The following is a 22,922-nucleotide window of genomic DNA, read 5'->3' as shown; positions in this document are numbered from 1 at the left end:
CTAGAGTCCCGCCTCCGCCAGCATCGCCGATCCGCCCTTCTCCGCCTCGTCGGCATGCGCGCGCATCATCGCGAACAGTTCGCGCCCCAGCCCGAGATTGCCGAGCTGGGCGGGCGCATGATCGCGTGCGCCCCATTCGGCCGCATCGACCTTGGCCTCGACCACGCCCACTTGCGCGCAAACGCGCACGATATCGCCGTCGCGCAGCTTGCCGATCGGCCCACCGCCCAGCGCCTCGGGCGAAAGATGAATCGCGGCAGGCACCTTGCCGCTCGCGCCGGACATGCGGCCATCGGTGAGCAGCGCCACCCGGAAGCCCCGGTCCTGCAACACGCCCAGCGGAGGCGTCAGCTTGTGCAATTCGGGCATGCCATTGGCTCTGGGTCCCTGATGGCGCACCACGACCACCACGTCGCGGTCGAGTTCGCCCGCCTCGAACGCGGTCCGCACTTCGTCCTGCCGTTCGAAAATACGGCACGGCGCCTCGATCGTCCAGCGGTCTTTGTCGACCGCGCTGGTCTTCATGATGCAGCGCCCCAGATTGCCTTCGAGCAGCGCCAGGCCTCCGGTCGCCTGAAACGGCGCAGACGCAGGCCGCAGCATGGCATCGTCGCCGCTGGTTTCCGGCGAGGCGCGCCAGACAAGGCCTTCCTCGCCCAGAAACGGTTCGTCGGCATAGGCGGTGAGGTCGGAACGCCAAACGGTCATGATATCCGGGTGCAGATAACCGCCGCCGATCAGTTCGCGGATGACATAGCCCATGCCACCCGCCGCCTGGAAATGGTTCACGTCGCCCGAGCCGTTGGGATAGATGCGGCTGAGCAGCGGGACCACGTCCGCCAGGTCTCTGAAATCCTGCCAATCGACGCTGATCCCGGCGGCGCGGGCAAAGGCGGGGATATGGATGGTGTGGTTGGTCGATCCGCCCGTCGCGAGCAGCCCGACGATGGCGTTGACGATCGCCTTTTCGTCGACCACCCGGCCGACCGGGCGGTAATCATTACCCCCCGCGCCGATTTCGGTCACGCGGTGGACGGCGGCGCGGGTCAGTTCCTGGCGGATTTTCGTGCCCGGATTGGGAAAGGCGGCGCCCGGCACATGGAGGCCCATCACTTCCATCATCATCTGATTCGAATTGGCGGTGCCGTAAAAGGTGCAGGTGCCGGCGCCGTGATAGCTCGCGCTCTCAGCCTCCAGCAGTTCATCGCGCCCCACCTTTCCTTCGGCATAGAGCTGGCGCACGCGCTGCTTTTCCTTGTTGGGCAGACCCGAGGGCATCGGCCCCGCGGGCACGAAAATCGTCGGCAGATGGCCGAAGCGCAGCGCCGCGATCAGCAGGCCGGGTACGATCTTGTCGCAAATGCCGAGCATCAGCGCGCCCTCGTACATCGCATGGCTGAGGCCGACCGCGGCGCCAAGCGCGATGGTATCGCGGCTGAACAGCGACAGCTCCATGCCGTCCTGCCCCTGCGTCACGCCATCGCACATCGCCGGCACGCCGCCCGCGACCTGCGCGGTGGCTCCCTTTTCGCGCGCGAAGACCTTTATCTGCTCGGGATAGCGATAATAGGGGGCGTGGGCCGACAACATGTCGTTATAGGCGGTGACGATGGCGAGATTGGTCGCGCGGGCCTGGCGGATGGTGGACTTGTCTTCTCCGGATGCAGCAAAGGCATGCGCCAGATTGCCGCAGCTCAGCACCGATCGCCGCGTACCCTCCTCACGCTGCCGATCGATCAGATCGAGATAGCGCGCCCGGCCTTCACGCGATTTTTCGATGACACGCTCGGTGACCTCGGCGACCTTGGAATGAAGGGTCATGTCTTGCCAATACTCCTTGCCAGCATGCGCGCGGCGCCGACGAGATTGACCCGGTCCATCGCCACCGTCCAGCGCGGCGTACGGCGAACCTCGCTGCGATAGGCGGTTCGGTCCTCGAATGCCGCATTGAACGCGGCCAGACAATCGCCGTTTGCAAGCAACGACCGTGGAATCCCGTAGAGAAACACGCCGTTCCAGCCGCCCAAAGCCAATACGACACCGCCGGCGAAGCTGCCCAGCATGGTTGCACGCATCCGATCGGCCGTCCTGCGGTCCGGAGACAATCCCGCCGCGATCCAGATCGGATCACCCGGCTGCGCGAGCAAGGCGAGCTCCCAGGTCGCGCCGCGCTTCAGCTTTTGCAGCGCGGCGTGCAATGCCGTTTCGCTTTCGCCGCGCGGAGAAAACCCCGTATGGCCGATCTCTCCGTCGAACAGCGACAAACGTTCGCCGGGCCTCCTGACCAGTAACGATGCGCCCAGGCCATTTTCGAAATTGATCGTCGCCCAGCGTCCGGGCGCGTTGAAATCGGTACTCCCGGCCCCACCGATCAACCGATGCTCGCCTTCGTCCTGTGCTAGATTGGCCCAGCTTTTCACGGCGCTGTCGTTCACCGCCAATGGCGGGCGGCCGAGTATATGCCCTAACCCCTGAAGGGTCAGTACCCAAGGGCATCGGGCCACACGAATTGTATCTCCGTGCAACGGCCCCGATACCACCAGCGCGCAATCGCGCGGCGACAAGTGAATGTGCGCATCGCGGGCGTAGGCGATGAAAGCGTCGGTGGCCGTTGGAAAATCCCGCGTAGGGTAGCGGCGCATGTTATGGATACTCGGCCGGTCGCCGGGTGTCGCGAGGGCGAATGTGGCCGTTTCACCGTCGATGTCGGCGAGCAGCCAGTCCTTGGCATCGCTTCGTACTGCCGCCACGGTCATCAGGGGCCCTCGTAGACGGTTACGTTGCGTTCGAGTTGCGCCAGAAAGCGCGCGATCGGCAGGCCCGATGCCTCGCCCTCCTCGATCGCGCGGGTCAGTACCGCGCGCTTGTCCGCGCCCGCGATCACCAGCACGATATTTCGCGCATTGGAGATGCACGGCACGGACAGGCTGATTCGCGATACCGGAGCCTCTGGCGGCAACGGATCGGGACGTACGCGCACCGCCTTGGCACCCGCCGGCGGATTAAACGCCTTGTCGTAATCGGGGCCTGGGAAGACGCTGGCGAAATGGCCATCGGCTCCCATGCCAAGCCAGATGAGTTCGATCGGAAAGTTGAGCTTGTCCGCGATCCCGCGCGCCTCGACCGCGGCCTGCGCCTCATTTCCGGCGGTTTCGAACAGCGGCATGATACTGGCCCCGGTATCGCCGAATACGCGGCGCAGCGCGGCGATATTGGACAGTTCGCTATCCTCTTCGACGATGCGATCATCGGCGGGGATGATCGATACCTTCCCCCAACCGATGTTGCTATGCGAGAGTTTCTCATAGATCGGAAACGGGCTCGATCCGCCCGACAAAGCCAGTAGCGCCTGCCCTCGTTCGAGGAGCGCCTCGCGGATGATTTTGGTGACGTCGAGCGCGACTTTTTCGCGCAGTTGCTCGACCGTCTCGAAACTCTTGCGCTCAATCATGCCAGGTTACCCCATCGCGTTCGGTCAAGGCGATCGCAGCGCTTGGCCCCCAGCCACCCGCGCCATAAGACTTCGGTTTCTTGCCGCTTTTGGCCCAGTTTTCGCGGATCGCATCAATCCACTCCCATTGCGCCTCCACCTCGTCGCGGCGCACGAACAGCGTCTGGTCGCCCTCGACCAGATCGAGCAGCAGACGTTCGTAAGCGATGCGCCGCCGCGTGCCCGCGAACGCCTGGCTGAGCGACAGGTCCAGCGGCACTTCGCGCAGCACGATCTTGTCGCGGTCCAGCCCCGGCTCCTTGGCCATCACCAGCAGCCGCACATATTCCTCGGGCTGCAGGCGGATGATCAGCGTGTTCGCCTCCAGCTTACCCTCGCGCCCAACGAAGATATTGTGCGGCACCGGCTTGAACTGCACCACGATCTCGCTGCGCCGGTCGCCCATGCGTTTGCCGGTGCGCAGATAAAAAGGCACGCCCTGCCAGCGCCAATTGTCGACATGCGCCTTCAGCGCCACGAACGTCTCGGTGCCGGACTCCGCGCCAAGGTCGCTCTCATAGCTTTTGACCGGCTCGCCATTGACCGCGCCGTCGCCATATTGGCCGGTCACGCTGTCGCCTTCCGGCACGGGCCTGAGCGCGCGCAGCACCTTGACCTTTTCGTCGCGGATTGCGGTGGCGTCGAAATCGCCCGGCGGCTCCATCGCGATCAGCGCGAGCAGCTGCAGCATATGGTTCTGCACCATGTCGCGCAGCGCACCGGTATCGTCGTAGAAATCCGCGCGGCCCTCCAGGCCAACCGTCTCGGTAACGGTGATCTGGACATGGTCGATATTGTTCGAATTCCACACCGGCTCGAACAGCATATTGGCAAAGCGCAGCGCCATCAGGTTCTGCACCGTCTCCTTGCCCAGATAATGGTCGATGCGGAAGGTCCGCGCCTCGGGGAATACCCCGGCCACGGCGTCGTTGATATGCGCCGAGCTTTCGAAATCGGTGCCGAGCGGTTTCTCCAGGCCGATGCGGACATTGTCGCCCGCCAGTCCGGCCGATTCCAGGCCCTTGATCGTCGGCTCGAACAAAAACGGCGCCGTCGACAGGAAGATGGCGAGCCCGCCGCCGATATCGCCGACCTTGTTGGCGAGCTCGTCGAAGCCTTCGATGGTCGAAGCGTCGAGCGGCTGATAATGGAGCCGCGCGAGAAAACTCGTAAGCGCGGCCTTCTCCTTACGGTCTTCGGGCAGGAATTCATCCAGCGCCGCGCCCGCCATCTCCCGGAAATCCTGATCCGAAAGCTCGCTGCGGGCGGTGCCGTAGATGTTGAGGTTCGGCGCGATCAGCTCGTCGGCGTGCAGCGCGTAAAGCGAGGGCAGCAGCATCCGCTTGGACAGATCGCCCGTCGCGCCGAACAGGATGAGGTTCTGGCAACGCCGGGCGGCGTCCGAATTGATGGCGTTGCGAATGTTCGATACTCCCGTGGCGGAATTTCGGCGCGGCATGTCATGCCGATCCACCTGCCGCTGTCAAAGCCCTTCTAGCGGGCATGTTCCGATTCGGTAGGAAAAGATTGTTGCCGCGGAAAGGCCGCCGCGCAAAATACAGGGGCAATGCCGAGGGTTCGGACGTGGCTGAACAGGAGAATGCGCATGGCCGGCAAGGCTCGGAAGTATTTCGGCGCGGTGGAAGCGGGCGGTACCAAGTTCGTCTGTGCGCTGACGCAAGCGGACGGCACCGTGCTGACGCGCGCGACGATCCCGACCGGCGATCCCGCGCAAACCTTTGCCAGCCTGCGCGGCTTCTTCGATGCGGCGGCGTGCGATCACGGCGCGCCCGCCGCGTTTGGCATCGCCAGCTTCGGGCCGATCGACATCGATCCCGCCTCGCCCGATTACGGCCGCATCCTGAAAACCACGAAGGCGCACTGGACCGGGGCGCGCTACGAAGATGCGCTTGGGGCTTTCGGTGTGCCGATGCGCTTCGATACCGACGTCAACGGCGCCGCGCTGGGCGAATGGGTTAAAGGCGCCGGACAAGGCGCGGATACGCTGGCCTATGTCACCGTCGGCACCGGCATCGGCGGCGCCGTGCTTCACCGGGGCGTGGCGCTCAATGGGTCCGGTCATTTCGAAATGGGTCATATCCGCGTGTCGCACGATCCGGTGCGCGATCCGTTCGGCGGACATTGCCCGTTCCACGGCGATTGCCTCGAAGGCCTGGCAGCCGGTCCGGCGATTCGCGCACGCTGGGGAGCCGATCTGTCCACACTCGGTGCCGGTCATGAGGCCGTATCGCTGGAGGCGGACTATCTGGCGCAGATGGCGGCGACGATCATCCTCCTGCACATGCCGGACCGGATCGTCTTCGGCGGCGGCGTGATGAAATCGCCGGGCCTGATCGAAGCGTTGCGGCAACGCACGGTGAGCCTGCTCGGCGGATATCTTGAGGGGATCGCGGGCGATCTGTCGGACTATATCGTCGCGCCCGGGCTGCGCGACGATGCCGGACTGACCGGCGCGATCCTGCTGGCGCAGCGGGCACTGAAAGGCTGACGCAAGGCTCGGCGACCGCTTCCGGCTTGCCGTAAATCGGAAAGCGGCTAGCAGGATCGTCGGCAACGAGGGGCACGGACAATGGCGGCGGAAACGGATAGGCGGGGAGCAGCGGCATTGATCGGCGCGGCGCACACCGTCGTGGTCAAGGTCGGCTCATCGCTGCTGATCGACCGGGACCGCGGCCGTCCGCGCACCGCTTGGCTGCACGCGCTGGCCGAGGACCTCGCCAAGCTGCGCGAGGACGGCAAGCGTGTCGTCATCGTCACCTCGGGCGCGATGGCGTTCGGCTGGCCTCGGCTCGGCATGGCGCGCTCCGACATCGTCACCGAGCGGCAGGCGGCGGCCGCGGCGGGGCAGACGCTGCTGATGGGCGCGTGGGAAAATGCGCTGGGCCCGCACGACATCGTCGCCGCGCAGCTGCTCCTTTCGATCGGCGATATCGAGGCCGAGCGGCGCGGGGCCAATGCGCACGGAACGCTGGAGACGCTGCTGGCGCGCGGCGCGGTGCCGGTGATCAACGAGAATGATTCGGTCGCGACCGAAGAGCTGCGCTTCGGCGACAACGACCGGCTGTCGGCCAGCGTCGCGCAGCTGGCGGGCGCGGATTTGCTCATCCTGCTGTCCGATGTCGAAGGCCTGTTTTCGGCCGACCCTTCCGCCGATCCGGATGCCGAACATCTGCCCTTTCTCGCCGCGATCACGCCGGAGATCGAAGCGATGGCGGGCGTCAGCACATCGGGCATGGGCACCGGCGGCATGGCGACCAAGATCGCCGCCGCGCGCTTTGCCGCCGGGCATTCTTGCGCCACGATCATCGCCAGCGGACAGGCCGCGCACCCGATCGAACGGCTGCGCGGCGGGGCGCGGGCGACGGTGGTTGCTGCTGCTAAAGCCTAGTGGCGGCGATTTTACCCAATCGGTGTTCCCCTGCGAAGGCAGGGGTCCATCAGGGACCGTCACCTGGTGGGCTCCCTGCCTTCGCAGGAGCACGGAAAGATAACGAACAAGAAAACCATCTCGCACGCAATTTTTTTGCTTGTTTAACCTTTGCGATGATATAGAGCGCCGATCAGCGGCATGGGGCCGCAGAGCAAGGATTCGCATCGCATGTCGACAGCTGCCGCCATTTTTGATCGCACTGAGGATGCCGGCCATGCCGTCGTCCTCCTTCCGCTCGTACTTATTCCCATTGAGGAGGGGCGCCCTTAAGCTGACACCGGCTCAAAGGACCAGAAACCGCCCCGCTCCCACAAGGACGCGGGGTTTTTTATTGGCCTCTTTGATCATCATCAGCGGCCAATCGACATGACCGACAGCAATCCGACTTCCAAGCGTTCCGACGCCATCACCAAGGGCCCGTCCAAGGCCCCCGCCCGCGCCATGCTGCGCGGCGCCGGCTTCACCGACTCTGACATGGCCCAGCCGATGGTGGCGCTGGTCAACAGCTGGTCCACCGTCACGCCGTGCAACATGCATCTGAACCTGCTGGCCGAACCGATCCGCAAGGGCCTGCGCGATGGCGGCTGCACGCCGGTGGATTTCAACACCATCGTCGTTTCGGACGGCATCACCATGGGCGGCGAGGGCATGCGCGCCTCGCTGATCAGCCGCGAGGTGATCGCCGATTCGATCGAGCTGGCGGTCAAGGGCCACAGCCTGGATGCCGCGGTCATCATGGTCGGCTGCGACAAGACCATCCCCGCCGCCGCGATGGCGCTGGCGCGCTTGGATATTCCCGGCCTGATCTTCTACGGCGGCACCATCATGCCCGGCAATATCGAGGGCAAGGATTTATCCATTCAGGACGTGTTCGAGGCGGTTGGCGCGCACGCCAAGGGCGACATGTCCGACGAAGAGCTGGACGAAGTGGAGCGCGCGGCCTGCCCCGGCGCGGGCGCGTGCGGCGGGCAGTTCACCGCCAACACCATGGCGATGGCGATGGCGTTCCTGGGGCTGTCTCCGATGGGGTCGGGCGATCCGCCCGCGATCAGCAAGGAGAAGGGCCATGAAGCGCAGCGCTGCGGACGGCTCGCGGCCAAGCTGGCCCATGACAAGACCAGTGCCAGAAGCTTCATCACCGAGACCTCGCTGCGCAACGCGGCCACCGCCGTCGTCGCGACCGGAGGCTCGACCAACGCCGTGCTGCATCTGCCCGCCATCGCGGCGGAGGCCGGCGTGCCCTTCTCGATCGAGCTGTTCGACGAGCTGACGCGCTCCGTCCCGGTCATCACCGATCTGAAGCCCGGCGGTCATTATCTGGCGCGCGACCTGTTCGATGCGGGCGGCACGCGGCTGGTCGGCAAAAGGCTGGCCGAGGCCGGGCTGATCGCCGACAGCCCCACCGTCAGCGGGCGCAGCCTGTTCGCGGAGCTGGACGATTTCGCCGAGACCGAGGGCCAGCAGGTCGTCCGGACCGTTGCGGCCCCGGTGAAGCGGTTCGGCGGGCTGCGCATTCTCTACGGCGATCTTGCCCCCGATGGCGCCGTCCTCAAAACCGCCGCCGAGGGCGCGCTGAACTTCACCGGCCCCGCGAAAGTGTTCGAGGGCGAAGACGCGGCCTTTGCCGCCGTCAACGATCGCCGAATCGTAGCGGGCGACGTCGTCGTCATCCGCTACGAAGGCCCGCGCGGCGGCCCGGGCATGCGCGAGATGCTGGCGACCACCGCCGCCATCGCCGGACAGGGCCTGGCGGGCGATGTCGCGCTGATCACCGACGGGCGGTTTTCGGGCGCTAGCCACGGCTTCGTCATCGGCCATGTCTCGCCCGAGGCGGCGCGCGGCGGGCCGATCGGGCTGATCGAGACCGGCGACATCGTGACGATCGACGCCGAGGCACGCCGCATCGATGTCGATTGCGATCTCAATGCGCGCGCCAAGAACCACACGCCCCGCGCGCCCAACAAGATGGGCGGCGTGTTCGACAAATATGCGCGGCTGGTGTCGTCCGCCGCGATCGGGGCGGTCACGATCGAGACCGATGCTCCCATGCCAACTCCCGTTCAATCCAAGGAAGCAATTTCATGAAGGTTTACACCGAAAAGGACGCCAATCCGGCCGCCGTCAAGGACGCGCCCGTCGCCGTCATCGGCTATGGCAGCCAGGGCCGCGCGCACACGCTGAACCTGCACGAATCGGGCTGCGAGGTAATCGTGGGCTTACGCGAAGGCAGCAAGACCGCGGAAAAGGCCAAGGCCGATGGCCTCAAGGTGATGACCGTCGCCGAGGCAACCAAGGCAGCCAAGCTGATCGCCATCCTGACGCCGGACATGACCCATGAGGCAATCTTCGACGCCGAGATCGCGCCCAACCTGTCCGAAGGCGACGCGCTGCTCGTCGCGCACGGCTTCACCGTGCTCTACGGCCGCATCCGCCCGGCGGAGAATGTCGACGTCATCATGGTCGCGCCCAAGGGCCCCGGCGATCTGGTCCGCCGCGAATATCAGCGCCAGCGCGGCGTGCCCGCCCTCATCGCGGTCCATCAGGACGCCAGCGGCAAGGCCAAGGAGCGCGCGCTGGCCTATGCCGCGCTGATCGGCGGCGCGACCGCCGGCGTGCTGGAAACTACGTTCAAGGAAGAAACAGAAACCGATCTGTTCGGCGAGCAGGCTGTTCTCTGCGGCGGCGCCACCGAACTGGTGCTGGCCGGTTACGAGACGCTGGTGAACGCCGGGTATCAGCCCGAAATCGCCTATTATGAATGCCTGCACGAGCTCAAGCTGATCGTCGACCTGCTCTACGAGGGCGGCCTTTCCAAAATGCACGAATTCATCTCCGAGACCGCGATCTACGGCGATCTCGTCTCCGGCCCGCGCGTCGTGAACGACGAAACCCGCGCGCGCATGAAGGACGTGCTGACCGACATTCAGGACGGCACGTTCGCGCATAACTGGATCCTGGAAAACCAGGCCGGCAAGACGCGCTACAACAAGCTGCTCGAGAATGACCTGAACCACCCGATCGAGACAACCGGCAGGGAGCTGCGCGCCTTGATGCCGTGGCTGCAGGCCGGATCGAACACGGCCCAGAACTAAGCCCTCCCCACAGGAACCGATCCCATGTCCACCGCACCATCGATGATCGCCGCCGAGCCGACACTCGCCACCCGCACGGGTGCCGAGCTGCTGGTCGACACGCTGGAGCGGCTGGGCGTGAAGGAGGTGTTCGGCTATCCCGGCGGCGCGATCATGCCGGTCTACGACGCGATCGCGCGTGGGCGTGTAAAGCATTACCTCGTCCGGCACGAGCAGGGCGCCGCCTTTGCCGCCGATGCGTCGGGCCGGATGACCGGCCGTGCGGGCGTGTGCATCGCCACCAGCGGGCCGGGTGCGACCAACCTGATCACCGGCATCGCCAACGCGTTCATGGATTCTGTGCCGCTAGTGGCGATCACCGGGCAGGTCGCGCAGCCGCTGATGGGCACCGATGCGTTCCAGGAGATCGATATCTTCGGCCTCACGCTGCCGATCGTGAAGCACAGTGTCGTCATCCGCCACCCCGCCGATATCCCCGCCGCGCTCGCCGAAGCATTCGCCATCGCCGAGGGCGGCCGCCCCGGCCCGGTGCTGGTCGATCTGCCCAAGGACGTGCAGCAGGCCGTCTGCGGCCAATGGGACGAGCCCGAGGAAGGTGACGATCTGCGCCCCTTCCCCTCGTCCGAAAGCCTGGACGCGGCCGAAAAGCTGATCGCGGCGGCGAAGAAACCGCTGCTCTATCTGGGCGGCGGCGTCGCGCGCGCCAACGCCACCGATCTGGTGCGCGAGATTTCGGAACGCACCGGCATCCCGGCGGTCGCGACCTTGCAGGGCCTGGGCGTGCTGCCGGTGGAACATCCCAATTTCGTCGGCATGCTGGGCATGCATGGCGGGCGCGCCGCGAACATGGCGGTGCAGGAATCGGACCTGCTGATCGTGGTCGGCGCGCGCTTCGACGACCGCGCCACCGGGCATCTCGCCAGCTTCGCGCCGCATGCGTCTGTCGTCCATATCGACACCGACGCGGCCGAATTCGGCAAGATCCGCCACGCGCATTCCACCATGTGCGGCGACCTCAAGCGCTGCCTGCGCGCCATCGAATTCACGCCCGGTGACATCACCGAATGGCAGGCCGAAACCCGTCAGCTCAAGGCTGAACATGCCCCGCGCTACGACGCGCCGGGCAATGGCGTGTTCGCGCCGGAGCTGCTGAAGAAGCTGTCGGAGCGGGCCGGCGACGGCTTCGTCGCCGCCTGCGACGTCGGCCAGCACCAGATGTGGGTGGCGCAGCATTGCCGCTTCTCGCGTCCGCAGGCGCATCTCACCAGCGGCGGGCTGGGCGCGATGGGATACGGCCTGCCCGCCGCGATCGGCGCAAAGATCGCCGAGCCGGACGCGACCGTGGTCTGCGTGTCGGGCGACGGCAGCTTCATGATGAACGTCCAGGAGCTGGCTACGCTGCGCCGCTACAATATCCCGGTGAAGATCGTGCTGCTGGACAACAGCATGCTGGGGCTCGTGCGCCAGTGGCAGGAGCTGTTCTTCGAGGGCAATTATTCCGAAGTCGATCTCAGCGACAATCCCGATTTCGTCGAAGTCGCCAACGCCTTCGGGATCGAGGCCTTTTCGGTCGACCTGAAATCGGATGTCGATGCCGCGATCGACCGGCTGCTGGCGGCAAAAGGCCCGATCCTGGCGCATGTCCGGATCGATCCGGAAGAAAATGTCTGGCCGCTGGTGCCGCCGGGCAAATCCAATGCCGACATGATGGAGAAAAGCACATGAGCATGCAGTACATCCGCGTCGAATTCGCCTTTGCCGAGGGCGCGCTCCGCCGACTGCTCGGCGTGATCGAAGCGCGCGGCTGGATCATCTGCTCGATGCAGATGGGCTCGGACGGCGACCGCTCGATCATGACGCTGTCGATCGATCCGCGCGATGGGGGGCGCAAGATCGACACCCTGATCCGCCAGATCAGCCGCACCTATGGCGTGGTCGAGGCCGCGCATATCGACGGCGCGACCAGCTTCATCAGGGAGATTCCTCGTGCCGCAGCAGGATGACATCAGCGACATAGCGGAGAGCGACGTAGGCGCAGGCATGCGCCGCATCGCGATATTCGACACCACCCTGCGCGACGGCGAACAGGCGCCGGGCTTTTCGATGTCGACAGCGCACAAGCTCGGCATCGCCCGCGCGCTCGCCGATCTCCGCGTCGACGTGATGGAGGCCGGTTTCGCCGCCGCCTCGCCCGGGGATGCCGAGGCCGTTGCCGAAGTGGCCGCGCAGGTGACCGGCCCCGTGATCTGCTCGCTCGCGCGCACCAGGGAAGGCGATATCGAGGCCGCGCACCGCGCGCTCGAGGCATCGAACAACAACCGCCTGCACCTGTTCATCGGCACCAGCCCGCTGCACCGCGAGGCGAAGCTGAAACTGAACCGCGATCAGGTGCTGCGCGAGATTGAACGCTCGATCGGTTCTGCCAGGGGCAAGTTCAATCAGATCGAATTTTCCGCCGAGGACGCGATCCGCACCGAGCGCGATTTCCTGATCGAGGCGCTGCAGGTCGCCGCCGACGCCGGCGCCGATGTGCTCAACGTACCCGACACGGTGGGCTACACCTCGCCCGAAGAGATGTACGAGCTGTTCCGCGATCTCACCGCGAACATCCGCCGCGCGGGTCATGTCGTGTTCTCGACCCATTGCCACGACGATCTGGGCATGGCCGTCGCCAACAGCCTGGCCGCCGTGCGCGGCGGGGCGGGGCAGATCGAATGCTCGATCAACGGGATCGGCGAGCGCGCGGGCAATTGCGCGTTGGAGGAAGTGGTGATGGCGCTGAAGACCCGCGCCGATCATTACCGCGCCGACACCGGCATCCGCACGCAGGGACTCTATGCCGCGTCCGGCCTGCTCGCCGAGAGCACCGGCAACGCACCGCCGCGCAACAAGGCGGTGGTCGGGCGAAACGCCTTTGCGCACGAAGCCGGCATCCACCAGCACGGCATGTTGGCGAACCGCGAAACCTATGAGATCATGAAGCCGGACGATGTCGGCATGCCCTCCACGCTGGTGCTGGGCAAGCATTCGGGCAAGCATGCGCTGCGCGCGCGGCTGGATGCGCTGGGCTATGACATCGGCGACAACCGGATGGCCGCAATCTTCTCGGACTTCAAGACGCTGGCCGATACCAAGCGGGAGGTGACCGATAACGATCTGGTCGCGATGATCGAGGGCGATGACGTCGCCAATGTCTGGCATCTCGTGCGCGCCGAACTGCGCACCGGTACCAAGGCAACCGCGAACCCGACCGCCAAGCTGGTGGTCGATCACCGGACGCGCGGGCGGCTGTCCGCGATCGGCCATGGCACCGGCCCGTTCGAGGCGCTTTCGGATGCCTTCTGCATCGTCGCCGAGGTCGAGGGCACGCTCGACAGCATCGACGCGCACCAGCTGGCGCGCGAGATGGACATCGAGGTCGGGCTGACGGTGACGGGACAGAAGATCCTCGGCCGCAGCCAGCACACCGACGTCATCGTGGCGGCCGCCGAAGCGCTGCTCGCCGCGTTCAACAACCACGCGCGCAAGACCAATGCTGCGCGGCAAAGCGAGGCCGAGCCGGTCTCCTAACCACCCCCGTCATTCCCGCGAAAGCGGGAACCCATCACCGGACATATCCGGCGATGGAGAGGGCAGCAGCTGGATCCCCGCTTTCGCGGGGATGACGAAACGAGAGTAAAACCATGACCGCCAAAAGCCTGTTCGACAAATTGTGGGAACGCCACGTCGTGGTGCCCGAGACCGGGGACAGCCCGGCCGTCCTCTATATCGACCTGCACCTGATCCACGAGGTCACCAGCCCGCAGGCTTTTGCGGTGCTGGGGGAACGCGGGCTGAAGGTGCGCCGCCCGGACCACACCAAGGCGACGCTCGACCATTCGACGCCGACGCTAAAGGCCGGTGCGGACGGCAGGCTGCCCTATGCGACGCCGGAGGCCGAGGCGCAGGTCGACCGGCTGATCGCCAACACCCGGAAGCACGGCATCGAACTGTTCGGGCTGGGCGATCCGCGCCGCGGCATCGTCCATGTGATCGGACCGGAGCTGGGCCTGACCCAGCCCGGCAAGACCATCGTCTGCGGGGACAGCCACACCAGCACCCACGGCGCGTTCGGGGCGCTGGCGTTCGGCATCGGCACCACCGAGGTCGGCCATGTGCTGGCGACGCAATGCATCCTGCAGCGCAAGCCCAAATCGATGCGCGTGAGGGTGGACGGCATGCTGCCGCCGGGCAGCGGCGCCAAGGATATGGCGCTGGCGATCATCGCGCAGATCGGCGCGGACGGCGGCCAGGGCTATGCGCTGGAATTCGCCGGGAGCGCGGTCCGCGCGCTGTCGATGGAAGGGCGCATGACCCTGTGCAACATGGCGATCGAGGCTGGCGCCCGCGTCGGCATGGTCGCGCCGGACGAGACGACCTTCGCCTGGCTGAAGGGCCGCGACCGGGTGCCCGCCGACTGGGACGCCGCCGTCGCCGACTGGCGCACCCTGCCGAGCGACGAGGGTGCGTGCTTCGACAAGGAAGTGACGCTCGACGGCGGCGCCATCGCCCCGATGATCACCTATGGCGTCTCCCCCGATGCCGCCGCGCCCGTCGACGGAAACGCGCCCCGCGCCCAGACCGCCGCAGCCCGCCACGCCAACGACTATATGAAATTCGCCGAGGACCGCCCGTTCAGCGAGCAGGCCGTCGACCGCGTGTTCATCGGCAGCTGCACCAATTCGCGGCTCGAGGATTTGCGCGCCGCCGCCGCCGTGATGCGCGGGCGCACCGTGGCCAGCGGCGTCACCGCGCTCGTCGTGCCGGGTTCCGAAGCGGTGCGCCGCGAGGCCGAGGCCGAGGGGCTCCACACCGCGTTCCTGAACGCCGGGGCCGAGTGGCGCGAGCCCGGCTGCTCGATGTGCATCGGCATGAACGGCGATATCGGCCGGCCGGGCGAGCTCGTCGTCTCCACGTCCAACCGCAATTTCATCGGGCGGCAGGGCAAGGGCGTGCGCACCGTGCTCGCCGGCCCCGCCACCGCCGCCGCCAGCGCGATCGCCGGGCACATCGCCGATCCACGGGAGTATCCGGCGCTGGAAATGGAGGGGACGTGAATCCCTTTCACCAAAACCCCGTCACCCCGGACTTGATCCGGGGTCCAGAGCCCAGCAAAACTGATGTCGCCTGCATCCGCCCTGGATTCCGGGTCAAGCCCGGAATGACGAAAGAAAGTAGGATCATGTTCGAACCCTTCACCAAGCTCACCAGCGGCACCGTCGTGTTGAGCCAAGCCAATATCGACACCGACCAGATCATCCCCGCGCGCTATCTCACCACCACCAGCCGCGAAGGGCTTGGGACACATGCCTTTCACGACTGGCGCTATGACGAGGCCGGCGCGCCCGCCGAGGACAGCCCGCTCGACGGCCCCGAGCATGCGGGCCACGCCATCCTGGTCGCCGGGCCGAACTTCGGCTGCGGATCGAGCCGCGAGCACGCCCCCTGGGCGCTCGCCGATTTCGGCTTCCGCGCGGTGGTGTCGAGCGACATCGCCGATATCTTCAAGAGCAACGCGCTGAAAAACGGCCTGCTGCCGGTGGAGATCGACGCCGAGACGCACGCCAAGCTGCTGGGTCGGCCCGGCCGCGAGGTGACGATCGATCTGGAAGCGGGCGTGCTGCGCAGCGGCAACGATATCGAGGCGCATTTCACCGTGGAGCCGTTCGCGAAAAAATGCCTACTGGAAGGCAATGACCCGCTCGGTTTCCTGACCGACCGGATGGACGCGATCACCGCGTACGAAAGCGAACACGCCAAGGAGATTGGGGCATGACCGCCCATATCGTCCTGCTGCCCGGCGACGGCATCGGCCCCGAAGTCACCGCCGCGGCGCGGCTGGTACTGGAAGCGGCGGATGCACGCTTCGATCTCGGCCTCTCCTTCGTCGAACACGATTTCGGCGGCATCGCCATCGACCGGAATGGCGACCCTTTCCCCGCCGACACCCGCATCGCCTGCGAGGCGGCGGACGCGATTCTGCTCGGCGCGGTCGGCGGGCCGAAATGGGATGGCGGGGACCTGCGTCCGGAGGCCGGTCTGCTGGGCCTGCGCAAGGCGCTCGGCACCTTTGCGAACCTGCGCCCCATCGCCCTGTTCGAGGGGCTGGAGCATCTCTCCCCGCTGAAGCCCGACCGCGCGGCGGGCATCGACCTGCTGATCGTGCGCGAGCTCACCGGCGGCATCTATTTCGGCCAGCGCCGGGAAGGCGACGACCATGCCGCCGACGAATGCGCCTATTCGGCGGAAGAAGTGGAGCGCGTCGCGCGCATCGCGTTCATCGCGGCGCGCGGGCGCAGCGGGCGGCTGACTTCGGTCGACAAGGCCAATGTGCTCGCCACATCGCGGCTATGGCGCACAACCGTGATCCGGCTGCACGAGGCGGAGTTTGGCGACGTGACGCTGGACCATATGCTGGTCGACGCGATGGCGATGAAGCTGATCGAGGCACCCGCCTGGTTCGACGTGATCCTGACCGAGAATATGTTCGGCGACATATTGAGCGACGAAGCCTCGGTGCTGGCCGGATCGATCGGCTTGGCCCCCAGCGCCTCGCTCGGCAAGGGCCCGCGCGGTCTCTACGAACCGATCCACGGCAGCGCCCCGGACATAGCGGGCCAGGACAAGGCCAACCCCATCGGCGCGATCATGAGCGCCGCGATGCTGCTGCGCCACTCGCTGGACAAAGGCGCGGCGGCGGACGCGATTGAGGAAGCGGTCCGCGCGCATCTGGCGGACGGCGCACGGACGGCGGATTTGGGGGGCGAGATGGGAACGATGGCGACGGCGGAGGGGGTTGCGGGGCGGGTTTGAGGCTATGCTGCTCTAACGAGAAGAAGCTGGACCCCGGATCAAGTCCGGGGTGACGGGGTTTTGTTGTGATGTTAGGTATTGGTAAGGAAACACCATCAACCCCACATCTCGTCACCCCGGGCTTGACCCGGGGGGTCCAGCTTACCTTTTTTCTGCTAACTACCCATGGATCGCCAACAACAAGGCGGCTTTATGTACGTCATAACCAGTTGCTAACGACGCGCAATCAGCCGCCCTGCTACCTGGCCTCCGCAGACGGCACCATAATCTGATGGACGAAGCGAACCACCAGGCCGGTTTCCCCCGCCGCTCGTCTCTCCTCATTGCGAATATTCTGGACAACCATGAAGAGGGTTTCCTTGGTCCCATTGGAAAGATCGCGCGCTTCACCGGTCAGCTGGATGTGGATATCCCCCTGGTCGACATCCATTGGGTCCATCGGTGCAAAGCCTGCATTGGTTTTGGCATAGGCCTCTACTGCATCTCGATAGGGAGAAAGGTCTCCCATATCAGGCATATTCCATCGCACCGAACAGGCGTAAAATGGCGGGAATTCCAGCCAGATCGTGGCCGATCCATCCTCGAATCCCCAGCCACGCGCGGGATCGTCGCGCATCGTGACCTTTACCACTTCGGGCGACAGCTCGATCGCACCGAGCGCCAATATGCGCGCTTCCGCCTTGCCGGCATCCGGAAAAGCATCGAGGCATATATCCTCATAGAGCGCCGCCATCTTGGACAGTGTGGCATCCGCCTGCGCGTCCGCAGGTTGCGCGAGCAATAATCCCAAGAATGCCGACATATAACTCCCCCCATAAGCCATGATGCAGACCATAACGAAATGCTCTGGCGCAATGCAAATACTCAGATTCGCTCGGCGCTTCGCATAAGCCCTATTGAGGTCAGCCGGTTGGATGGGCCCCACCCCCGCCCCACTCGTCGCCCCGGGCTTGACCCGGGGTCCAGCTACCGTTTTTCCGCAACTAGTGGCGTCGGCGCCACAGCCACATCCATGTCCCACATCGATGTGCCCCGCTCAAAACCACTTCAGCCACTTGAAAATCGCCATCTGCCCGGCGAAAATCGCCAGCAATCCGCCCACGGTGATCCAGAACGCGTTGCCATCGTTCACCCCCGGCATGCCGCCGACGTTGATCCCCAAAAGCCCGGTCACGAACCCCAGCGGCAAAAAGATCGCGGCGACCAGCGAGAGGATGTAGTTGGTGCGGCCCGCCTGCGCGGCGGCGCGGGCGTTGAGATCGTCCTGCAGCACCAGCGCGCTTTCCTTGCTGACGTCGATATCCTCCAGGAAGCGCGACAGGCGGTCGATCGTCTCGCGGATGTCGCGGCGGTTTTCCTGGCTCATCCACGGCACGGCGCAGCGCCCGATCTCCAGCAGCGCCTCGCGCTGCGGCGACATATGGCGCTTGAGCGATAGGCAGTTGCGGCGGATGTCGGTGATCCGGTCCTGGATGAAGTCGGTTTCGTAATCGTCCTCATGCTCCTCCAGATCGTCGAGCGCGGCGTTCATGTCGACGATCGCGCTGCTCATCCTGGCGACCAGCGTCTCGGCCAGTTCGACCACCAGATCGCCCGCCGTCTTCGGCCCGTGGTGTCGGTCGATCTCGGCGAGCACGTCGCGCGGGGATTGCAGCGGGCGGCGGCGCAGCGTGACGACGCGGCATGTGTCCGCCAGCATCTGCATCGCGATCATATCCTCGGGCTCGGCGCCCGGATTGAAGTTGATGCCGCGCAGGATGGTGATCAGCCATTCCTCGTCGCGAAAGGCGCGCGGCCGGGTCTCGTCGCTGGTCAGCGTCTCGACCGTGGTTTCGGGCACGCCCAGGGTCTCGTGCAGCCAGTCGAACACCTCCTCATGCCCGCGGTCGCAGTGGAGCCACAGGATTTCGGCGCCGCTGCCGGGCTGCCAGCCTTGCGCCTCGGCCCAGTCGATCGGCCGCCCGCCGCCCCGCCCGTCGAGCACGCGGCCGAAGATCAGCGCCTGGTCGGAGGTTTTGCCTTCGGGGACGGGGATGGGTTGTTCCATGGGGGCAGGATTAGGTGGAAACGCTGACGAGGGCAATTGGTTGGGGCGGTGGCCAAACCGTCGTCATTACGAGGAGGCAATAACCGCCATCCCCATCGCGATCACCCTGTCAAAGTTGGGAATCGCGCGGTAGCGTCATGGCCATGCGCTCCCTGGCTTTCACCCCGCCCTGTCGCGATTCCATGCGCAAAGTTCGCCCCTGCGGTTTTCCTCCCCTGGACAGTGTGGCCCGTGTGACCCTGGCGTGGACCTCGGCGTTTGGCGAAGGGATGAAAAGGGGGGGACGTATGCCGCCTTTCACGAACTTCCGCGCATGACCCCCGCCCACCTGACCACCGTCCATCTGTTCGCCAAGTTCCCCGCGCCGGGACGCGTCAAGACGCGGCTGATCCCGGCGCTCGGCGCGGCGGGCGCCGCCATGCTGCACCGGCGGCTGACCGAACGGACGGTGGATGCGATGCGGACAAGCGGGCTGCCCTTCGCGGTACGGACCAGCGGGGCGGACGCCTCGGCGTTCGCGGAGTGGCTGGGCGATGACGTGCCGCTGATCGAACAGGGCGGCGGCGATCTCGGCGCGCGCATGGGCCGGGCGGCGGCGCCCGCGGTGCTGCTCGGCGCGGACGTGCCCGATCTTTCGGCGGCGCACATCCGCGCCGCGGCGGAAGCGATCGAGACCGCGCCCGTCGCCATCGGCCCGGCCGAGGACGGGGGATACTACGCCGTAGCTTTTGCGCAGCCCCTGCCCTTCCTGTGGACCGATATGGACTGGGGCACCGACCGCGTGCTCGCCGAAACCCTGCGGCGGCTGGAAACCGAGCGGATCGACCCGGTGATGCTGGAGCCGCTGGCCGATTGCGACCGGCCCGAGGACCTGGAGCGCTGGCCGTGGCTGACCCGTTAGAAACGGGCGACATAGACGCGGGCGGCGTCACCGTCCTCATCCCGATGCTCGACGAGGCGGCGGCGCTGCCCCGGCTGGTGGCGGCGCTGGAACGGCTCGACCCCCGCCCCGCCGAAATCCTGTGCGTCGACGGCGGCAGCACCGATGGCAGTGTCGCGATCGCCGCGGCGGCCGGCTGGCGGGTGATCGTCTGCGCGCGGGGCCGGGCGAAACAGCTCAACCTCGGCGTGGCAGAGGCCGCCGCGCCGATGGTGATCGTGCTGCATGCGGACACCATCCCGCCCCCCGACATGGTAGCGGTGGTGCAGGGGACGCTGGCCGATCCGCGCATCGCGCTGGCCGGGTTCACGCCGCTGATCGGCGGCGAGCCGCATGAGCACACGCGCTGGGTCACGAGCGCGCACAACTGGGCCAAGACCTGGTACGCGCCGCTGCTGTGCCGCCCGCATCTGTTCCTCACCGGCGTGCGGCTGCTGTTCGGCGATCATGCGATGTTCTTTCGCAAGGCGGATTTCGTGCAGGCTGGCGGCTTCACGCCGGGCGATCAGGTGATGGAGGAGGCGGACCTGTGCATCCGCATGGCAAAGCTGGGGCGGATCAGGCTGGTACCGCGCTTCGTCAACACCTCCGACCGGCGCATCGCCGCCTGGGGACCGCTCAAGGCCAACTGGATCTACTTCAAGGTGGGCATATTATGGGCCGTCGGCGCCCGCGCGCGGATGGCGAAGGATTATCCCGATGTGCGGTAGGTGCTTGAAGCAGTCGCCCTCACCCTTCCCACCCGGCTGCGCCGAGCAGGCCCCTACCCTCTCCCGGCGGGAGAGGGAGGAAGCCGCGAAGCGGCGGAAGGGTGAGGGTGCTAGGCCCCGGCCGCGCGCGGTTCGGCGCCGGAGCTCAGGAACCCCTGTTCGATGCAGTAGCCGATCTGGCGCCGGAAATAGTCTGCATTCGCTGCGGGCGCACGCAGCCCGGTCAGCGCGCGCAGGCGGCTGTCGTCGAAGCGCGGCGAGCGCTGGAAATAGCTCGCATAGATCGCGGCGACGCGGCTGTAGAGCCGGCGTTCCAGCGGCGGCAGCGCTTGCGCGTCGAAAGCGGCCGGGTCGACCAGTTCGGGGGCGGCGAATTGCGGCCACGCGCCGATCCCCGCGCAGAAATCCGCGACCGGCAGCGCGCCGCCCGAAACGAGGTGGAAGATGCCGCCACCCGCTTCCTCCATCCGCTCGGCGATAGCGGCGATACCGGCGGCGACATGGTCGATCGCGACGAAGTCCAGCGTCGCGTCGGCGCTGGCGGGCAAATGGCGGATGCGGCCCTCGGCGAACAGCCGGAAGGCCTGGTAGATGGTGTCGAACTGGCGGATTCGGCCGCTTTGCGCCTCCCCCAGCACGATCGAGGGGCGCGCGACGGCGTGGCGCAATCCGCTGGTCCGCACCAGCGCTTCGGCCGCGGCCTTGCTCGCTTCGTAGCCATTGGCGAAGTCCGCATCGCCGCGCACCGGCGCTTCGGCCACCGGCCCGTTTTCGCGCCCGCAGACATAGGCGGTAGAGACATAGAGGAAACTCGCGCCGAGCGCGCGTGCCAGTTCCAGCGCGTGGCGGGTGCCCTCCACGTTGACCGCGGCATAATCGGCATCGGACAGGTCGAAGCGCAGGCTCGCGGCGCAGTGGATGACGATATCGATCGGCCCCAAAGCCGCCGGATCGAGCCCGCAGACCGCCTGGGTGATGTCGCCGCGATAGTCCGCCGCCAACGCTACCGCCGCCCCGTCATTGCCGCGTACCTGCGGATTGCGGTGGACGAGCGCATGCACCGCGTGCCCGGCCCTTGCCAGACGCGCGCAAACCTCGCCGCCGATCAGGCCGGCGGCACCGGTGACGAGGATATTCAGCAACAGCTCGATCTGGCCGCGGCGATGGTCACGCGGGATGGCGAGAAGCGGCTGTGATCGGGATTCATGGCAGTTTCGCGTCTTTCGGAGAGGCTGTAACGTTAGGCATCATCAATACGAATAGCAGACAGATGACGGATGCGCGGAGAATCGCCATCGTCCGCTGTTCGCTCCGACCCATGGGAAAGTTACCATCGCCACCGCCAAACGCGCCCGCAACATGCCGACCGGTCCGTCTCCGTTCACCCCGACGGAAGCCGAGGCGCTGGCCGAAGAGAAGTTCCGCGATCCGCTGGTCACGGCGAAAGGCGAGCGCCGCGCGCATGTCGGCCTGCACCGGCTGGAGACGCTGTGGTTCAACACCGGATCGCTCTGCAATCTCGCTTGCACGACCTGCTTCATGGAAAGTTCGCCGACCAACGACGCGCTGGTCTATCTCACCGCCGAAGAGGTCGCGCGCTTCCTCGACGAGGCCGATGTCGGCTTCGACGCGAGCGAGATCGGCTTCACCGGCGGCGAGCCGTTCATGAACCCGGATATCATCGCGATGCTGAGCGATGCGCTGGAACGCGGGTACGAAGTGCTGGTGCTCAGCAATGCGATGAAGCCGATGCGGCGGCACGAGGCGGCACTGCTCGAACTTAAGCAGCGGCATGGCGAGCGGCTGACGATCCGCGTCAGCCTGGATCATTACACCCGGGCCGCACATGAAGGCGAGCGCGGGGCGAACAGCTGGGAACCGGCGGTGGACGGGCTGAGATGGCTATCGGACCGCGCCTTCTCGATCGCCGTCGCCGGCCGTCATCTGCCGCATGAGGACGATGGCGCGGCGCGACTGGGCTATGCCGACCTGTTTCGGCGTGAGAACATTGCTATCGACGCGGCCGATCCGTCTCGCCTCGTGCTGTTCCCGGAGATGGACGAAACCAAGGACGTGCCCGAGATCACCACCGCCTGCTGGGGGATATTGGACACCGATCCGCGCAGCATCATGTGCGCGTCGAGCCGCATGGTCGTGCACAAGAAAGGCGCGGACAAGGCGGGCGTGATCGCCTGCACGCTGCTTCCCTACGATGACGAGTTCGATCTGGGCGAGACGCTGGCCGCCGCGAACCATCCGGTGTCGCTCAACCACCCGCATTGCGCGCGCTTCTGCGTGCTGGGCGGGGCGAGCTGTTCCTGACCGTCTAGCCTAACGACC

Annotated in this window: 20 protein-coding genes; 13 read left to right on the top strand and 7 right to left on the bottom strand. The window is 66.2% G+C overall.

Annotated features, from left to right (window positions below):
- Genes edd through zwf form a run of 4 tightly spaced genes read right to left on the bottom strand, consistent with a single transcriptional unit; the run spans position 1 to position 4,829 of the window.
- Positions 1-1,821 carry a phosphogluconate dehydratase gene (gene edd / locus ACOQPC_RS04765; protein WP_420607511.1) on the bottom strand — a complete coding sequence of 607 codons (1,821 nt, stop codon included), beginning with the start codon at positions 1,819-1,821 and terminating at the stop codon, positions 1-3.
- Entirely contained in the window at positions 1,818-2,756 is a 939-nt protein-coding gene (locus ACOQPC_RS04760) for a glucokinase (protein ID WP_420607510.1), read from the bottom strand. Before ACOQPC_RS04760 ends, edd begins: the two co-directional genes overlap by 4 nt.
- Positions 2,756-3,451 carry a 6-phosphogluconolactonase gene (pgl, locus tag ACOQPC_RS04755; protein ID WP_420607509.1) on the bottom strand — a complete coding sequence of 232 codons (696 nt, stop codon included), beginning with the start codon at positions 3,449-3,451 and terminating at the stop codon, positions 2,756-2,758. Before pgl ends, ACOQPC_RS04760 begins: the two co-directional genes overlap by 1 nt.
- Entirely contained in the window at positions 3,444-4,829 is a 1,386-nt protein-coding gene (zwf, locus tag ACOQPC_RS04750; protein ID WP_420608066.1) for a glucose-6-phosphate dehydrogenase, read from the bottom strand. Before zwf ends, pgl begins: the two co-directional genes overlap by 8 nt.
- Positions 4,830-5,096: 267 nt before the next feature.
- On the opposite strand from zwf, the gene ACOQPC_RS04745 reads away from it, so the two are divergent.
- The 10 genes from ACOQPC_RS04745 to leuB all read left to right on the top strand — a co-directional run bounded on the left by ACOQPC_RS04745 (position 5,097) and on the right by leuB (position 16,885).
- The gene (locus ACOQPC_RS04745) at positions 5,097-5,999 is read left to right on the top strand and encodes an ROK family protein (RefSeq protein WP_420607508.1); all 903 of its coding nucleotides are present in this window, start codon (positions 5,097-5,099) and stop codon (positions 5,997-5,999) included.
- An 81-nt stretch (positions 6,000-6,080) separates the two neighbouring features.
- Positions 6,081-6,899 carry a glutamate 5-kinase gene (gene proB / locus ACOQPC_RS04740; protein WP_420607507.1) on the top strand — a complete coding sequence of 273 codons (819 nt, stop codon included), beginning with the start codon at positions 6,081-6,083 and terminating at the stop codon, positions 6,897-6,899.
- A 408-nt stretch (positions 6,900-7,307) separates the two neighbouring features.
- Positions 7,308-9,026: a dihydroxy-acid dehydratase gene (locus ACOQPC_RS04735; protein WP_420607506.1), complete on the top strand. Its 1,719-nt coding sequence runs from the start codon at positions 7,308-7,310 to the stop codon at positions 9,024-9,026.
- On the top strand, positions 9,023-10,033 hold the full coding sequence (gene ilvC / locus ACOQPC_RS04730) for a ketol-acid reductoisomerase (RefSeq protein WP_420607505.1): 1,011 nt from the start codon (positions 9,023-9,025) through the stop codon (positions 10,031-10,033). The genes ACOQPC_RS04735 and ilvC overlap by 4 nt, the downstream gene beginning before the upstream one ends.
- Before the next feature lie 24 nt (positions 10,034-10,057).
- Positions 10,058-11,758, top strand: coding sequence for an acetolactate synthase 2 catalytic subunit (gene ilvG / locus ACOQPC_RS04725; RefSeq protein ID WP_420607504.1), 1,701 nt, complete (start codon positions 10,058-10,060; stop codon positions 11,756-11,758).
- Complete coding sequence (locus tag ACOQPC_RS04720; RefSeq protein WP_420607503.1) at positions 11,755-12,036, top strand: ACT domain-containing protein; 282 nt, start codon at positions 11,755-11,757, stop codon at positions 12,034-12,036. The genes ilvG and ACOQPC_RS04720 overlap by 4 nt, the downstream gene beginning before the upstream one ends.
- The gene (locus ACOQPC_RS04715; protein WP_420607502.1) at positions 12,020-13,603 is read left to right on the top strand and encodes a 2-isopropylmalate synthase; all 1,584 of its coding nucleotides are present in this window, start codon (positions 12,020-12,022) and stop codon (positions 13,601-13,603) included. Before ACOQPC_RS04720 ends, ACOQPC_RS04715 begins: the two co-directional genes overlap by 17 nt.
- A 113-nt stretch (positions 13,604-13,716) precedes the next feature.
- Positions 13,717-15,129, top strand: a complete 1,413-nt coding sequence (leuC, locus tag ACOQPC_RS04710) for a 3-isopropylmalate dehydratase large subunit (RefSeq protein ID WP_420607501.1) — start codon at positions 13,717-13,719, stop codon at positions 15,127-15,129.
- Between the two features lie 125 nt (positions 15,130-15,254).
- On the top strand, positions 15,255-15,848 hold the full coding sequence (gene leuD, locus ACOQPC_RS04705; RefSeq protein WP_420607500.1) for a 3-isopropylmalate dehydratase small subunit: 594 nt from the start codon (positions 15,255-15,257) through the stop codon (positions 15,846-15,848).
- Positions 15,845-16,885 (top strand): 3-isopropylmalate dehydrogenase, encoded by a 1,041-nt coding sequence (gene leuB / locus ACOQPC_RS04700; protein WP_420607499.1) that lies wholly within the window; start codon positions 15,845-15,847, stop codon positions 16,883-16,885. The genes leuD and leuB overlap by 4 nt, the downstream gene beginning before the upstream one ends.
- A 238-nt stretch (positions 16,886-17,123) precedes the next feature.
- On the opposite strand, the gene ACOQPC_RS04695 is transcribed toward leuB, so the two are convergent.
- Both ACOQPC_RS04695 and ACOQPC_RS04690 read right to left on the bottom strand, forming a co-directional pair.
- Positions 17,124-17,720, bottom strand: coding sequence for a hypothetical protein (locus ACOQPC_RS04695; RefSeq protein WP_420607498.1), 597 nt, complete (start codon positions 17,718-17,720; stop codon positions 17,124-17,126).
- Positions 17,721-17,921: 201 nt separating this feature from the next.
- Positions 17,922-18,932 carry a zinc transporter ZntB gene (locus tag ACOQPC_RS04690; RefSeq protein WP_420607497.1) on the bottom strand — a complete coding sequence of 337 codons (1,011 nt, stop codon included), beginning with the start codon at positions 18,930-18,932 and terminating at the stop codon, positions 17,922-17,924.
- A 313-nt stretch (positions 18,933-19,245) separates the two neighbouring features.
- Between ACOQPC_RS04690 and ACOQPC_RS04685 the strand changes: the two genes are divergently transcribed.
- Together ACOQPC_RS04685 and ACOQPC_RS04680 are read left to right on the top strand one after the other, a co-directional pair.
- Positions 19,246-19,833 (top strand): TIGR04282 family arsenosugar biosynthesis glycosyltransferase, encoded by a 588-nt coding sequence (locus tag ACOQPC_RS04685; protein ID WP_420607496.1) that lies wholly within the window; start codon positions 19,246-19,248, stop codon positions 19,831-19,833.
- Positions 19,818-20,582 carry a glycosyltransferase gene (locus ACOQPC_RS04680; protein ID WP_420607495.1) on the top strand — a complete coding sequence of 255 codons (765 nt, stop codon included), beginning with the start codon at positions 19,818-19,820 and terminating at the stop codon, positions 20,580-20,582. Before ACOQPC_RS04685 ends, ACOQPC_RS04680 begins: the two co-directional genes overlap by 16 nt.
- Positions 20,583-20,692: 110 nt before the next feature.
- On the opposite strand, the gene ACOQPC_RS04675 is transcribed toward ACOQPC_RS04680, so the two are convergent.
- Positions 20,693-21,724 (bottom strand): SDR family oxidoreductase, encoded by a 1,032-nt coding sequence (locus ACOQPC_RS04675; RefSeq protein ID WP_420607494.1) that lies wholly within the window; start codon positions 21,722-21,724, stop codon positions 20,693-20,695.
- Between the two features lie 217 nt (positions 21,725-21,941).
- On the opposite strand from ACOQPC_RS04675, the gene ACOQPC_RS04670 reads away from it, so the two are divergent.
- Positions 21,942-22,904 (top strand): radical SAM protein, encoded by a 963-nt coding sequence (locus tag ACOQPC_RS04670; RefSeq protein ID WP_420607493.1) that lies wholly within the window; start codon positions 21,942-21,944, stop codon positions 22,902-22,904.
- Positions 22,905-22,922: the final 18 nt, after the last annotated feature.

This window comes from Novosphingopyxis sp. (assembly GCF_965218915.1).
Taxonomy (GTDB): Bacteria; Pseudomonadota; Alphaproteobacteria; order Sphingomonadales; family Sphingomonadaceae; genus Novosphingopyxis.
Note: the sequence above shows the minus strand (reverse complement) of the source record. Positions and strands in the feature narration are given on the sequence as shown.

Coding starts and splice junctions, on each gene's coding strand:
- edd (WP_420607511.1), bottom strand. CDS start 1,821: ATGACCCTTCATTCCAAGGTCGCCGAGGTCACCGAGCGTGTCATCGAA.
- ACOQPC_RS04760 (WP_420607510.1), bottom strand. CDS start 2,756: ATGACCGTGGCGGCAGTACGAAGCGATGCCAAGGACTGGCTGCTCGCC.
- pgl (WP_420607509.1), bottom strand. CDS start 3,451: ATGATTGAGCGCAAGAGTTTCGAGACGGTCGAGCAACTGCGCGAAAAA.
- zwf (WP_420608066.1), bottom strand. CDS start 4,829: ATGCTGCTGCCCTCGCTTTACGCGCTGCACGCCGACGAGCTGATCGCG.
- ACOQPC_RS04745 (WP_420607508.1), top strand. CDS start 5,097: ATGGCCGGCAAGGCTCGGAAGTATTTCGGCGCGGTGGAAGCGGGCGGT.
- proB (WP_420607507.1), top strand. CDS start 6,081: ATGGCGGCGGAAACGGATAGGCGGGGAGCAGCGGCATTGATCGGCGCG.
- ACOQPC_RS04735 (WP_420607506.1), top strand. CDS start 7,308: ATGACCGACAGCAATCCGACTTCCAAGCGTTCCGACGCCATCACCAAG.
- ilvC (WP_420607505.1), top strand. CDS start 9,023: ATGAAGGTTTACACCGAAAAGGACGCCAATCCGGCCGCCGTCAAGGAC.
- ilvG (WP_420607504.1), top strand. CDS start 10,058: ATGTCCACCGCACCATCGATGATCGCCGCCGAGCCGACACTCGCCACC.
- ACOQPC_RS04720 (WP_420607503.1), top strand. CDS start 11,755: ATGAGCATGCAGTACATCCGCGTCGAATTCGCCTTTGCCGAGGGCGCG.
- leuC (WP_420607501.1), top strand. CDS start 13,717: ATGACCGCCAAAAGCCTGTTCGACAAATTGTGGGAACGCCACGTCGTG.
- leuD (WP_420607500.1), top strand. CDS start 15,255: ATGTTCGAACCCTTCACCAAGCTCACCAGCGGCACCGTCGTGTTGAGC.
- leuB (WP_420607499.1), top strand. CDS start 15,845: ATGACCGCCCATATCGTCCTGCTGCCCGGCGACGGCATCGGCCCCGAA.
- ACOQPC_RS04695 (WP_420607498.1), bottom strand. CDS start 17,720: ATGGTCTGCATCATGGCTTATGGGGGGAGTTATATGTCGGCATTCTTG.
- ACOQPC_RS04690 (WP_420607497.1), bottom strand. CDS start 18,932: ATGGAACAACCCATCCCCGTCCCCGAAGGCAAAACCTCCGACCAGGCG.
- ACOQPC_RS04685 (WP_420607496.1), top strand. CDS start 19,246: ATGACCCCCGCCCACCTGACCACCGTCCATCTGTTCGCCAAGTTCCCC.
- ACOQPC_RS04670 (WP_420607493.1), top strand. CDS start 21,942: ATGCCGACCGGTCCGTCTCCGTTCACCCCGACGGAAGCCGAGGCGCTG.